Source organism: Thalassospira marina (assembly GCF_002844375.1).
GTDB classification, from domain to species: domain Bacteria; phylum Pseudomonadota; class Alphaproteobacteria; order Rhodospirillales; family Thalassospiraceae; genus Thalassospira; species Thalassospira marina.
Window position 1 is genome coordinate 75,527 of record NZ_CP024199.1, and the last position, 13,314, is coordinate 88,840.

The 13,314-nt window shown below is 54.0% G+C and carries 14 protein-coding genes; 7 read left to right on the top strand and 7 right to left on the bottom strand.

The annotated features are described in order from the left end of the window. The first annotated feature begins 13 nt into the window (after positions 1 to 13). From CSC3H3_RS00330 to ptsP, 3 genes are read left to right on the top strand one after another with little or no spacing between them, the layout of a single operon-like run. Positions 14 to 418, top strand: coding sequence for a PTS sugar transporter subunit IIA (locus tag CSC3H3_RS00330; RefSeq protein WP_101282972.1), 405 nt, complete (start codon positions 14 to 16; stop codon positions 416 to 418). Between the two features lie 56 nt (positions 419 to 474). Further along, positions 475 to 750, top strand: a complete 276-nt coding sequence (locus tag CSC3H3_RS00335; RefSeq protein WP_101267480.1) for an HPr family phosphocarrier protein — start codon at positions 475 to 477, stop codon at positions 748 to 750. Positions 751 to 774: 24 nt separating this feature from the next. After that, positions 775 to 2,571, top strand: coding sequence for a phosphoenolpyruvate--protein phosphotransferase (gene ptsP / locus CSC3H3_RS00340; protein ID WP_245881215.1), 1,797 nt, complete (start codon positions 775 to 777; stop codon positions 2,569 to 2,571). Positions 2,572 to 2,634: 63 nt separating this feature from the next. On the opposite strand, the gene CSC3H3_RS00345 is transcribed toward ptsP, so the two are convergent. The 4 genes from CSC3H3_RS00345 to CSC3H3_RS00360 all read right to left on the bottom strand — a co-directional run bounded on the left by CSC3H3_RS00345 (position 2,635) and on the right by CSC3H3_RS00360 (position 6,429). Beyond that, positions 2,635 to 3,369, bottom strand: coding sequence for a copper resistance protein B (locus CSC3H3_RS00345; protein ID WP_245881216.1), 735 nt, complete (start codon positions 3,367 to 3,369; stop codon positions 2,635 to 2,637). 3 nt (positions 3,370 to 3,372) lie between these two features. Continuing rightward, positions 3,373 to 5,241, bottom strand: coding sequence for a copper resistance system multicopper oxidase (locus tag CSC3H3_RS00350; RefSeq protein ID WP_101282974.1), 1,869 nt, complete (start codon positions 5,239 to 5,241; stop codon positions 3,373 to 3,375). A gap of 82 nt (positions 5,242 to 5,323) precedes the next feature. Beyond that, positions 5,324 to 5,884, bottom strand: coding sequence for a cupredoxin domain-containing protein (locus tag CSC3H3_RS00355; protein WP_101282976.1), 561 nt, complete (start codon positions 5,882 to 5,884; stop codon positions 5,324 to 5,326). A gap of 185 nt (positions 5,885 to 6,069) precedes the next feature. Next, the gene (locus CSC3H3_RS00360) at positions 6,070 to 6,429 is read right to left on the bottom strand and encodes a hypothetical protein (RefSeq protein WP_101267473.1); all 360 of its coding nucleotides are present in this window, start codon (positions 6,427 to 6,429) and stop codon (positions 6,070 to 6,072) included. 474 nt (positions 6,430 to 6,903) lie between these two features. On the opposite strand from CSC3H3_RS00360, the gene ahcY reads away from it, so the two are divergent. Next, positions 6,904 to 8,199, top strand: coding sequence for an adenosylhomocysteinase (gene ahcY, locus CSC3H3_RS00365; protein ID WP_101267670.1), 1,296 nt, complete (start codon positions 6,904 to 6,906; stop codon positions 8,197 to 8,199). A 55-nt stretch (positions 8,200 to 8,254) separates the two neighbouring features. Beyond that, entirely contained in the window at positions 8,255 to 8,689 is a 435-nt protein-coding gene (locus tag CSC3H3_RS00370; protein WP_245881217.1) for a 5-carboxymethyl-2-hydroxymuconate Delta-isomerase, read from the top strand. 41 nt (positions 8,690 to 8,730) lie between these two features. Here the strand turns inward: CSC3H3_RS00370 and CSC3H3_RS00375 are convergent, their stop codons facing one another. Next, complete coding sequence (locus CSC3H3_RS00375; RefSeq protein ID WP_101282978.1) at positions 8,731 to 9,408, bottom strand: metallophosphoesterase family protein; 678 nt, start codon at positions 9,406 to 9,408, stop codon at positions 8,731 to 8,733. A gap of 28 nt (positions 9,409 to 9,436) precedes the next feature. Further along, positions 9,437 to 10,279: an EamA family transporter gene (locus tag CSC3H3_RS00380; RefSeq protein ID WP_215907538.1), complete on the bottom strand. Its 843-nt coding sequence runs from the start codon at positions 10,277 to 10,279 to the stop codon at positions 9,437 to 9,439. Between the two features lie 91 nt (positions 10,280 to 10,370). Between CSC3H3_RS00380 and CSC3H3_RS00385 the strand changes: the two genes are divergently transcribed. After that, positions 10,371 to 11,285, top strand: coding sequence for a LysR family transcriptional regulator (locus tag CSC3H3_RS00385; protein WP_101282982.1), 915 nt, complete (start codon positions 10,371 to 10,373; stop codon positions 11,283 to 11,285). Between the two features lie 17 nt (positions 11,286 to 11,302). Here CSC3H3_RS00385 and CSC3H3_RS00390 read toward each other — a convergent pair whose 3' ends face one another. After that, positions 11,303 to 12,235, bottom strand: coding sequence for a nucleotidyltransferase family protein (locus CSC3H3_RS00390; RefSeq protein ID WP_101286032.1), 933 nt, complete (start codon positions 12,233 to 12,235; stop codon positions 11,303 to 11,305). A gap of 277 nt (positions 12,236 to 12,512) precedes the next feature. Between CSC3H3_RS00390 and CSC3H3_RS00395 the strand changes: the two genes are divergently transcribed. Then, on the top strand, positions 12,513 to 13,055 hold the full coding sequence (locus CSC3H3_RS00395) for a hypothetical protein (RefSeq protein WP_101282984.1): 543 nt from the start codon (positions 12,513 to 12,515) through the stop codon (positions 13,053 to 13,055). The last annotated feature ends 259 nt before the right edge of the window (positions 13,056 to 13,314 follow it).

A 13,314-nucleotide genomic window follows, 5' to 3' on the forward strand; every position in this document is an offset into this window, starting at 1 on the left:
TGGAGAAAACTGCATGATCGGGATGGTGCTTGTCACCCACGGCGATCTCGCACGGGAATTTGTCGCTGCTTTGGAACATGTTGTTGGCGCGCAGGACAATATTGCCGCCGTGTGCATCGGGCCGGATGACGACATGGAACAGCGTCGTGCGGATATCCTTGCGGCTGTTGAAAATGTCGATACCGGCAAAGGCGTGGTGCTGCTGACAGACATGTTCGGTGGAACGCCGTCCAACCTGGCCATTTCCATTATGGAACAGGCCCATGTCGAGGTAATTGCCGGTGTGAACCTGCCATTGCTGATCAAGCTGGCATCCGTCCGGGTTGAGGGAACCCTGGCGCAGGCAGTCAATGCCGCGCAGGATGCAGGCCGCAAATATATCAATGTCGCTTCGCGTCTGCTAAGCGGTGAAGAATAAGAACATCAAAGGCGCGGCAGGCAGGAAAAGTGGTCCTTCTGCCGACGGGGAACAGAATGTCGCAAACTGAAAAGCGTATTGTCACCATCGTCAACCAGCGTGGTTTACACGCGCGGGCGGCGGCAAAGTTTGTTAAACTGGCTGGCGAATTTGAATCCCGCGTTATGGTGCGCAATCGCGGCACCGAGGTTTCGGGTGTGTCGATAATGGGGCTGATGATGCTTGCTGCATCAACCGGCACCGAAATTGAAATCGAGGCGACCGGCAGTGATTGCCAGCAGGCAATTGCCGCATTGAGTGAACTGGTTGAGGCCAAGTTCCACGAAGAATAACGGTAAAAACCGATCAGGAAGCGTTTGCAAGTTACACCGCAGGACACGGACCAGAGCAAGGATGCCTCGGTAACCGGTCGGCGCATGATTGCCGGCCTGGGGGCATCTGGCGGCATCGTCATTGGCCGGGCCTTTGTTCTGGACCGTCAATATATCCATGTTATCCGTCAGACCATTCCGGCGGACCGCATTGAACAGGAAGTCACCACCCTGCATCGCGGGGTTGATGACAGCATCGAACAGCTTCGCCGCCTGAAATCGCAGTCAGGCGCGCTGGAGGCCTCTGCCTCCGACGAGCTGGGCTTCCTGCTTGATGCCTATATCCAGATGCTGACCCAGTCACGCCTGCTGCGCGGTGCCGAAGACCGTATTCGCCAGCAGAAAATGAATGCGGTATGGGCGGTCAGCGATGTTATTGACAGCATTGCCCAGCAATTTAGCGGCATCAAGGACCGCTATATTGCCGCGCGCGCCGCCGATATCCGCGAAGTTGGCCTGCGGCTGATGCGCTGCCTGATGGGCGAAACCGACCGGGCGCTGGATAATGCCCCGCGCGGCGCCATCCTGATTGCCGAAGAACTCAGCCCGGCTGATATGGCGCGTTTGCAACCCGGCAATGTCGGTGCCTTTGTGACGGCCATTGGCGGGGCCGAAGGGCACACAGCCATTATGGCGCGTGCGCTGGGTATCCCGGCTGTATTGGGGGCGGCTGATATCATCCGGGGTATTTCGGGTGGTGATACCGTCATTGTCGATGGCATTCGCGGCGAGGTCATTTTACGGCCCACCGATGCCGACCTGAAATTATATGGCAAACGCCGCGAAGACTGGCTTGCTGCACGGACCAAACTTTTGGGCCTGCGCAGCCTGCCATCGGAAACCAAGGACAAGGTGCAGGTGGACCTGCACGCCAATATCGAATTACCCGTCGAAGTCACGACCGTTTTGCAAAACGGGGCTTCGGGTATCGGCCTTTTGCGCAGCGAGTTCATGTTCATGAACAAGAACTACCTGCCCGATGAAGAAGAACAATATCAGGAACTGGCCGGCATCGTCAGCCAGATGAATGACCTGCCGGTAACAATCCGTACCCTTGATATTGGTGGGGAAAAGCTGGCTGTTGCCCTGCAAAATGAAATGGGAAGCGGCCCGAACCCTGCCCTTGGTTTGCGCGGTGTACGGCTGTCGCTGCGCCGTGAGGATTTGCTGGAAGCCCAACTGGCTGCCATTTTGCGTGCATCCCTGCATGGGCGGGTAAGGGTGCTGGTGCCCATGGTGGTGACTGTGGCCGAAATGGTGCGTGTGCGCCAGATATACAATCGCGTGGCAGATCGCCTGCGGGCCAATGGCCACAAAATTCCCAAAACCCTGCCGCCATTGGGTGCCATGATCGAAATTCCCGCTGCTGCACTTAGTATTGATGCGCTGGCGAGGGAATGCGAATTTTTTGCCATCGGCACCAACGATTTAACACAATATACCCTGGCCATTGACCGCAGTGATGACCAGGTTGCGCATTCCTATGACCCGTTGCATCCCGCGATTTTGCGCCTGATCCACGAGGTTTCTAAGGCATCGTTGCGCAATAATGTCCCGCTAAGTGTTTGTGGTGAAATGGCCGGTGATCCGCGCTATACGCCGCTATTTTTGGGAATGGGGCTGCGCAATCTGTCGATGTCGCCGGGCAGCCTGTTGCCAGTCAAGCAGCGGGTACGCCGCCTGGATAGCCGCACGTCGGAATATCAGACCCAGCAGATCCTGGATCAATGGGACCCGGCCCGCATTGCCGTGATGCTCGATGATTTCAACGACCTTGCCTGACATGCGTAAAAAACTAGCGGGGAAACCGGAATTTCCCCGCTGTTTCATATTGATCAATGTTGATCAATACATTAGGCGTGTGCCGATAACGAAATAGGTGGCATCCCGATCGCCGCCATCATCGCGGGCAAAATTGGCGGTATTGCCAAATTTGCGTTCATGGCTGATGCCGATATAGGGCGAAACGGCCCGATCAATCAGGTCGTAGCTTAGCCGCAGGCCAAGTTCGACCTTTGAAAGGCCCTGTCCGGTACCAATTTCCTGGTCATCTGAAAAGGCAACATTGGTTTCAAATGACGGTGTCAGGATCAGGCGGTTGGTCAGCAGCGCTTCATATTCGATATCCAGTCTTGCGCTGCTATCGCCGGTTTCGCTGACGAAAATATCAGCATCAATTTCAAACCATTGTGGCGCAAGGCCACTGATACCAACAGTGCCATACCAGCGATCGGTGCCTGTCGGGGTATCAAGCCGCACACCAGCCTTGGCATCGAAAAAGTCCGTGATCGGGGTTTGCAAAACCAGCCGGTTTTCCAGTGTGCCAAAGCTGTCATTGCGCAGGTCGCGTTCGCCTTTGCTTTGCCAGCGCAGCTTCAATTCATCCGTGCCGATAAAGGCATCACCGTCCCATGCGGCAGCTTGTTCGTTTTCATCGCCATAACGATATTCAAGCTGTTCGATTTGCACGCCGTAATAAAGGTTTCCTTCCATCGCCAGTGCAGGCAATGCGGCCAGGCCAACGACAAAGCCTGATGCCAGACCAATGGAAAGGGAAATCGGGTTCATTTTTGTTGGCATGGATCAGCTCCCTTCCGTACCGGTTGCCTGGGCCGATTGTGGGCCGCCTTCGACAATGACTTTGCGGAACATCCCCGATGCCATGTGATAGCTGAGATGGCAGTGGAACGCCCATTGGCCGGGTGCGTCGACTTCGGTTTCAAATGAAACGGTCGTGCCCGGATTAACATTGATGGTGTGTTTAACCGGGTTCCATTTGCCGTTGCCGTTATCAAGTATCGACCACAGGCCATGCAGATGCATGGGATGGGCCATCATGGTTTCGTTGACATAGGTGAAGCGGACCCGTTCGCCGTATTTCAGGCGGATCGGTTCGGCATCCTCGTATTTCACGCCGTTGATCGACCAGACATAGCGTTCCATGTTGCCCGTCAGGCGCAATGTGATTTCCCGCATCGCCGGGCGTCCCGGGTAACGGGGTTTCTGGGCTTTCAAATCGGCATAGGACAGGAATTTGCCGCCATTGGCTGCTTTGGGGGTAAGGCCGCTGCCCGGGGCATAAAACGGGTCGCTGCTGGCATCGGTGCCCATATTCATGGCTGCTGGGTCCATGTTGCCCATGCCCGGCATATTGCCATGATCCATGTTGGCCATATTGTCTTGCGCAGGCATGTTCATCATGCTGCCCATATCGCCCATTTTCTTCATTTGGGCCATGTCACCCATGTTGCCCATATCACCCATTTTTCCGGTGCTATTCATGCCCTTCATGTTCTTCATGTCCGGCGTGGTGTTTGTTTCGGCCATGCCCAGTTTTGTTGGCATATTCGGTGTCATGCCCGGCATGTTGGCGTGGTCCATGTTCATATTCATGTTCATGCCCATGTCGGCCATGGTCAGCAGCGGGCTGTCGGTGCGCAGGGCGGGCATTTCGGCGCGCATGCCTTCGCGCGGGGCAAGCGAGGCAAAGGCATAACCTGACCGCCCCATGGATTCGGCCATGATCCCATAGGCCTTATCTTCTTTGGGCTGTACGATCACGTCATAGGTTTCCGCAACGGCGATGCGAAATTCATCGACGGTAACGGGTTGCACATTGTTGCCGTCGGCCTGCACCACCGTCATTTCAAGGCCGGGAATGCGGACATCAAAATAGGTCATCGCCGATGCATTGATGAATCGCAGGCGCACACGTTCTTCCGGTTTGAAAATGCCGGTCCAGTTCTGTTCGGGTGATTTACCATTAATCAGGCCGGTAAAGCCCTGGATATCCTCGATATCGGTTGGCATCATGCGCATGCTGCCCCAGGCCTTGCGGTTAAACAGCGTGGCGGACAGGCCGTCGCGAGCAGCATCATCAATGAATGTGCCCAGGGTGCGCTGCTGGCGATTGTAATAATCGGGCATCATTTTCAGATTGCGCATGATGCGTGCCCCGGAATGGGGATGTTTGTCCTTCAGGACCACGACATATTCGCGATCATAGCGAAACGGGTCGCGGGTTTTGGGTTCAATGATGATGGAACCATAGGCGCCATCGGGTTCCTGAAAACCGGAATGGCTGTGAAACCAGTAAGTGCCGTTTTGCTGAACCGGAAAACGGTAGGTAAAGCTTTGGCCCGGTTCGATCCCGGGAAAGCTGATGCCCGGTACACCATCCATCTGATAGGGCAGGATCAGGCCATGCCAGTGGATGGATGTTGTTTCATCAAGGTTGTTGGTCACCCTGATTTCGGCTTCTTCGCCTTCGCGAAAACGCAAGGTTGGTCCGGGCGATGACCCGTTATAACCAATGCCCGTTGTTTTCATTTTGCCGGTATCGATATCGACATAATCAACGCTTAGGTCATAGGGTTTGGCCATTGCCGGCAAAGACAGCACAGCAACGGCAAGGGCAGCAACAAGCATGCCCCAGGCATTTTTAAACTTCATGACATGAATTCCGTTTGGCAGGCTGGCAGGAAACCCGGCTTGCCGTATGGTGGGGCCAGGTTTCCTGCTTTACTGCGTGCTGTTACTGAAACTTGACCTGGCCCATCATGCCGGACTCGTAATGGCCGGGGACGTTGCAGGCAAATTCAAGGTCGGCACTGGCCGGAAATGTCCAGATGATTTCGGCAGTTTTGCCCGGTTCGATCAGCGCGCTGTTGGGATCGTCATGTTTCATCGACATGCCATTGCCCATATTCATTTTCATGGCCTGCATGTTGATCCTGTCGGCCTCCAGCACCCCGTGTTCGACCATCAATTCCATTTCTTTCTGATGGGCGGCATGCATAGCCACGGTGCCGAGGTTAAATTCGTGAACGAAATCACCTTCGTTGCGGATAACAAACCGGACCGTTTCACCGCCCTTTACAACAACCTTTTCAGGCTCGAAAAAGTTGTCCCGCATAATGATTTCGACTGTTTTTTTCGCTTCAGCACGGGTGCCGGGTTTGCCGATATTGGCAGCGTGTGCGCCATTTTTGTGGCCGGCATCGGCATAGGCCGCGACGGGCGATATCATGGCTATCCCCCCGGAAATCACGGCAAGGGACAGGGCTTTGGCAATGGATGATTTAAAAGCGGGCATAAAATGCTCCTGAAAGAGAGAATATTTTCAAAATCTTCTCCCGCCGGGCATGAATAGCCGTCCTGCCTGAAACTTGCGGTATGCGCGTGTCAGGGTTGGGGTTTACCGGGTGTGATTACACCTGTAACCGGGCCGTCATGCAAAAAGCGGGAAGGGAAAATGGCCGGCACAAAGCCGGTTCTCTTTCAAAGGCGCGGAGGTTTGCCGCTGGGGTCTTCGTTAAGCGAGCGCACCAGGTCATTTGAAACCAGATAGGTTACCGGTTTCAGGTCCAGCTTGCGGGGCGATGCACCAAGGGCCAGGGGCATGAAAGGGCCACACAGGATCATGCCGCACATATCGGAATGTCCGGCACCAGGCATTGCAGCCTTGTGTGCTGAATGATCCATCAGGGGTGACTTTGCCGCATCCTGGTAAGCAATGCCCTGATCGGACATGCTGTGCGCTGGCATATGCGCCATTTCCATTGCCATACCGTCATTCACGCTGGTCAGAATAACTGCCAGTGAAAAAAGAACGCTTAGGAAAAGGGCGAGTGTCCGCACGGAAATGGATCCTTGGTGATTTCTCGCACAAGCGATATCCGAGACCGCGATGCGGATCAAGTGGCAAGATTGTGGCCTACTTCATATGCGCGTGATCAGCCGTGAGGCACTGGGAATATTTCCTGCGGGATCATGCAGTTAAACAAAAATGCATTTTTATGCGTGCAACGGACCGCCCCTATACCGATATGTGCGGTGGGCGCGGTCGTGGTTAAGGCGATACTGGTGTTTGTTGCAACACTTGTACCCGGGGATGTGTTTGGGCATTTGCGCTGCGGATCATGGCTGTTGCGTGACAAGTTTGCAGGAGGAGCAAGAAAACACTTGATGTCGATATAAACATATCTTTATATATGCGGCAGGCGAGGGTGGCAAAGCAGGCCACATGCACAAATTTCACGGCGGTTTCATTTCCTTTTTCGGCAACGTCCGGCAAAGGATATGAAAGCGCCATATCTGATTGATGGAGACGACATGTCGAACTTTACCGATTACAAGGTCGCAGACATTTCGCTGGCCGAATGGGGCCGCAAGGAAATTGCGATTGCTGAAACCGAAATGCCGGGCCTGATGGCACTGCGCGAAGAATTCGGCGCAGCCAAGCCGCTTGCCGGTGCCCGCATTGCTGGTTGCCTGCACATGACCATCCAGACCGCCGTTCTGATGGAAACCCTGATCGCCCTGGGTGCTACGGTTCGCTGGTCGTCCTGCAACATTTTCTCGACCCAGGATCAGGCTGCTGCTGCCATGGCTGCTGTTGAAATCCCGACTTTCGCCTGGAAAGGTGAAACCGAGGAAGAATTCTGGTGGTGCATCGAGCAGACCATCGAAGGTCCGGACGGCTGGAAGCCGAACCTGATTCTGGACGACGGCGGCGACCTGACCCAGCTGATCCACGAAAAATACCCGGAAATGCTGGCCGACATTAAGGGCCTTTCCGAAGAAACCACCACCGGTGTTCATCGCCTGTATGAAATGGCGAAAAAAGGCACGCTGAAGGTTCCGGCCATCAATGTGAACGATTCGGTTACCAAATCGAAATTCGACAACCTGTATGGCTGCCGCGAAAGCCTTGTTGACGGCATCAAGCGCGCAACCGACGTGATGGTTGCTGGCAAGATCGCCGTTGTTGCCGGTTATGGTGATGTGGGTAAAGGTTCGGCTGCATCGCTGCGCAGCCAGGGTGCCCGCGTTCTGGTTACCGAAATTGACCCGATCTGCGCGCTTCAGGCCGCAATGGAAGGTTACGAAGTTACCACGATGGAAGATGCCGCCCCGTTTGGCGACATTTTCGTAACCACCACTGGTAACATTGACATCATCACGCTCGACCATATGCGTGCGATGAAGGATCGTGCGATCGTTTGTAATATCGGCCATTTTGACTCTGAAATTCAGATCAATTCGCTGCGCAATTACAAATGGGAAAACGTCAAGCCGCAGGTTGACGAAGTCGAATTCCCCGATGGCAAACGTCTGATCGTTCTGGCCGAAGGCCGCCTTGTGAACCTTGGTTGCGCAACCGGTCACCCCAGCTTCGTGATGTCGGCTTCCTTCACCAACCAGGTGCTGGCCCAGATCGAACTGTGGAAAAACCACGCCAATTACGAAAACCAGGTTTATGTCCTGCCCAAACACCTTGATGAAAAAGTTGCAGCCCTGCACCTTGACCGTCTTGGCGTGAAGCTGACCAAGCTGACCGCTGCACAGGCTGAATATATCGCCGTGCCGCAGGCTGGTCCGTTCAAGCCGGATCACTACCGTTACTAATCCTGCCTTATTGGCATGATGATGAACCGGCCCGTGTTTGACGCGGGCCGGTTTTTTGTTTGCGCAATACGATATTCGCGGTAACGAGGAAGTATCAAAGACCATTCCTTACAGTCGGGGACGCACCGTGCCGCAAATCGAAATTGAATATTCCGCCGCCCTTCCCATTGCCGGTGCCCTGCCCAAGCTTGCCCTGGCGATGCACCATGCCCTGGCCCCGATTGCCGATACGGATGTTGCCAGTTTTAAAACCAGGCTATCGCCGCTTGCCAACCTGGTGATTGGCGATGGCAACGCGCGCGAAGCGATGGTGCATGTGGATGTACGGTTGCTGTCGGGGCGGACGGACACTGTCAAACAGGCGGTCGGGCAAAAGGTACAGGAATTGCTGCTGGCCCATCTGGCGGACCAGGTTGATGGATATTCGGTGCAGTTCACCACCGAAATTCATGATCTCGATCGCGGTAATTACCACAAAACCGTTCTGTGACCGTTCTTCGACCGGCGGGATAATTGCCGGTCAACCCGCCTTCAGGATGGAATTGGCAGTTTGAATATTTTACCCGCCGGGCCAAGGTTATGGACCGGCGTTTGGCCGATCCTGCCGCTTTGCCCCCAGGCCGCATGAATATGCCCGCATAAATGCAAAATTGGCTGTTTTTGCATGATGGCGGCATAAATGGCGTGGCTGCCAGCGTGAAAGCCGTTCTTTTGCTGGTCGGTAATGCCATGCGGTGGTGCGTGGGTGACCAGGATGGCCCGTTCCGGGCAGTTTGATAACATGATGTCGGCTTCGTCTTCATCCAATGCGCGGTTCCAGCTTTCATCGTTGGATACCGGGCATTCATAACCCAGTCCGAAAAACGCCAATCCCAACAGTTTGATGCCAGTGCCATGCAAAACATGGATATGGGGCTGCCCGGCACAATGATGGCGCAGGTCGTCAATATCATCGTGGTTGCCCGCCACGATGATCATCGGGCAGGGGATGGCGGCAAAAAATGGCATAAATTCCGCAAGACCCTCGCCCTTTTGGCCGAAATCACCCGCACCAATAACAATATCAGCCGATTGCGCCTGATGAATGATGTTTTCAGCTGCCTTTTGGTTCAAATGCAGGTCGCTGAATGCCAGGATATTCACAAAATCCGGGGTGGTTACAGCAGTTGCGGTGATGGATGACGCTGGCTTGGTGGTGTGGTTTTCCATGATGTTATCCTTGCAGTCCTAAACGGCTTTAGTGACCCAAGCGTGACAGGACAACGCCCGTTGCAATCAGCGATACGGCCAGCATGCGGTGGCGGGTGATTTCTTCTTTCAGGACAAAACGCGCGATCAAAATGGCAAACAGAATGCTGCTTTCGCGAAGGGCGGATACCAGCGCAATGGGGGCTTGCGTGCAGGCCCAGATGACAATCGCATAGGCGCAAAAGGATCCGGCCCCGCCAATGGCGGCGTTAAGGGGCGACACGGTACGTAATTCGCGAAACAGGCCGGGTTTGAAAATCGCCATGTAAATGACCATCAGCACGGCATTCAAAATGGAAAGCCAACTGTAAAAACCAAGGGCGGTGCCAGCAATGCGCGCCCCTGTGCCATCCACCAGGCTGTAACCCATAATGAAACAGCCCGTTGCAAAGGCCAGCAGGAAGGATTGCGCATTCTGGTTTTTCCAGGCTGATCGCGCCTGCATGGCAATGCCCGTGGCGATAATGGCAATGGCCGAAAGCTCGATCCCGTTTAGGGAAACATTTAAAAACAGCAGGGAAATGATGGTGATTAAAACCGGCGAAAGCCCGCGCGCCAGCGGGTAAATTTGCGAAAGATCGCCATGCATGTAGCTGCGCATTAAAAACAGCTGATAACCAACATGCAAAACCGACCCGGCGGCAAGATACCCCATACTCGCCATATCGGGTGTGGGCGACAGCATGATGCCGATAATGGCAACCGGCACATGGGCCAGCACAATTGAAAACGTCGCCAGATCCTTGCGGGCAGACCCTTTGACGAAACTGTTCCATCCTGCATGAAGCAGGGCAGAGCATAAAACGGCACTAAAAACGACAGGCGACATCATTCTCCCTTTCTGGCTGGCAGCAGGAGAATTGCACCCTTTTAAAAGATGGAATAATTTGTATTTCTAGTTTTATTCGTAAGGAAAATTATCGTTGGATACGCGCTTTCTGGAAAGTGTGATTATCGTTGCCGAATTGGGCTCGGTCGCGGCGGCGGCGCGCCAGCAGGGTTTGACGGCAGCGGCCATTTCACAACGCCTGAAAACCCTTGAGACCGAACTGGGTGTGGTGCTGTTTCGCCGGAATGGCAAAACAGTTCAGCCAACGGCGGAATGTTCGCGCCTGTTGCCCCATGCCCGCAAAATGGTGGCGCAGGCCGCATTGCTAAGCGGCGCACTGGATGAAGACAACCTTGCGGGGACCCTTAAAATCGGTGCGATTTCAACGGTTATGACCAGCCTGTTGCCGCTAACTTTAAAACATTTGCGCCAGGTTGCACCGCTTCTGGTGCCCGAAATTTACCCAGGCACGTCCGTAAACCTGCATGACCGCATCAGCAGCCAGGAACTGGATGTCATTGTCGCCATCGCCCCGCCGTTTGAACGGTCCAAATCGCTTGAAGCCCGTAATTTGCGTTCGGAACCCTTGATGTTGATGACGCCCGCCAGTGTCAAACCGGTTGGTGACAATGACTTTGCTGCCATTGCCGGTATTTTGGCGCAGATGCCCTATATCCGTTATGACCCGTCATCCTGGGGGGGGCGGTTGGCCGAACAGTTTTTGGCCCGGCACAATATGGTGCCGCAGCTTTTTTGCACCATCGATTCCCAGGAAACCATGGCCCGGATGGTACATGAAGGGCTGGGTGTATCGCTGGTGCCAGACTGGATGCGGGTTTACGATACCGGCCTCGACCTTAACTGGCACCGCGTTGCCGGGGATGATTTTAACCGCAATATCGACCTGGTTTATCCCGGTGTATCGCCCAAGGCACCGCTGATAGCGGCCTTTTGTCAGGCGATTACAAATATTCACGACCAATTATTGCCGAGTGGCGGTAACGGTTAAGGCACACCCTGCCTGCGTTACATCAACAATGCTTCGTGGATCGGATGATCCGGGCTGTAGCGATGTTTTAAAAGATCGATCAGTTCGCGTGAAAACTGTTTGCCATCATCAAGAAGGCTGCGCAATTCCGGGTGGTTGCGGTCATTCTGGTCAATTTTTTCCAGCCGCTGGCGCGTTTCCGGGTCATTCAGGCGCGACAGGAAATGGTCATAAAGCGTAAGTGCGGCCAGGCTTTTATCGCCAAATACGGTTTGCAGGCGTGTAATAGGCGGCAATTGCAGCAATTCCGAAAGTTTCGCCCGTTTGCCAACATAATCAAAGCCAGCCGTTTCTGCCGCGGCAATGATACCGCCGAAATAGAGCATCTTGCGCGAAAAAACCAGTTTCAGGCGGCGCGGCGCCCAGGCCTTGGCGCGGCCTTCGCGGGTTTTGATTTCAAAATCAACGCTGATGGTGCGGTAATAGCGGATAACGTCATTAACCAGAAAGCGCGCGATTGAATCGCGCGTGACATTTTCGGTGACGTAATTGGCGATCAGTTCGTCAAAAAACGCGCGTTTTGCCGGTTCGTTATACAGCCATTCACATTCCAGCAAAAACAGAAGCCTTCGTGTGGTAATGGAATTGGTATCGCCATCCAGGCCAATGCGATTAACCAGTTCTTCGGCGGGTACATAGGCCGAAAACGGGCCACCAATGGCAGGTTTTTTGGCAACCATCGCACCTAAAATATCGCCCACCGCTTCATAGGGGGCAAGGTTGCGGTCTGCCTCGCGGCCAATCAGAAAATAATCCAGATCGGACTGGTCCGATGCCTCGTGCCGGCCAAAGGACCCGGTTACCACCACACAAAAGGCGCTGCCATGCAAATGCCCGCCTAGGGCCTCGCGCATGTTTTGCAGGTGTTGGGCGGAATATTCCTGGTTTTGGCGAATGCAGTCAGGCAGCACAACCGGTTCCGTGTTGTTTTGATTGGTTTTACTTTTGTTATTATTGGCACAACCATCTGCAATAAAAAACCGGCATTCCTGCCTGTATGCGCGCATTTTTACGTAAAACAGCAATATTTCACTGCCAATGACTGGTTTTTAACCGGCTGGTGAATAGATTAAGCCCATAACACACAAACAGGACCGCCCAACGCGGCCTGAATGAAAAAGAAGTACCGCCAAGGCACACGGTACATGGTTGGTTGATCGCACAAGCAAACAAAGGATGCCTGTTAAAGTGCAGCTTCGTAAATTTTTGATGGTATTGCCCGTCATCGGCGGTTTGGGGGCAATGGCAACGCATGCATATGCCGAAACCGAACAGACCTTCAATGACATGTCGGCACAGGAAATTCGCGACCATATCGAAAACAAACACCCGGCTGCCTATTATATCCTGGCGCAAAAACTGTTTAACGATGAACAGCGCCAGGAAGCGGTTTTCTGGTTTTATGCCGGGCAGTTGCGCTATCGCGTTTATTTGACCTGCCATCCCGATTTGCCTGCGGATGGCGATCCGGCCCTGTTTGGATCGCTGACCGAACAAATCGGCCGTCCGCTTAATGTTTATGCCTTTGGCGATGTCGAAGCCCTGACCACGACCATTGATCGCGTTCTTGATTGGGACCAGCAAACGCCAAATGGCTATACCCCCAAAACGCAATGTGTTGATGCGGTAAAGCTGCAACGGGCGGGGCTTGATGACCTGCGCCGCATGGTCAGTAGCCGCGCAGATGACATTCGCGAGACCCGCCGCGAGAACGGATTGCCAAACCATTAGAATCCAATGGATTTTAACGATTCGTTCACATTTTGACCCCAGCTTTATCCACCGCGAAAATGCCTGATTTCCCGTCTTTTTCACATTTTATCCACAGGATTCTCCACATGCCCTGTTGGCAAAATGGGTAAATTTTACGGGTGAATCACAGGCTGTGCGGGGTGGTGTGGCATTCTATCTATGCTCATTAAGGCTGATCCAATTTTGCCTGCATAAACGCCCACAGGCCGGGAAATACCCCGGCCTGTGGGAATGGTGT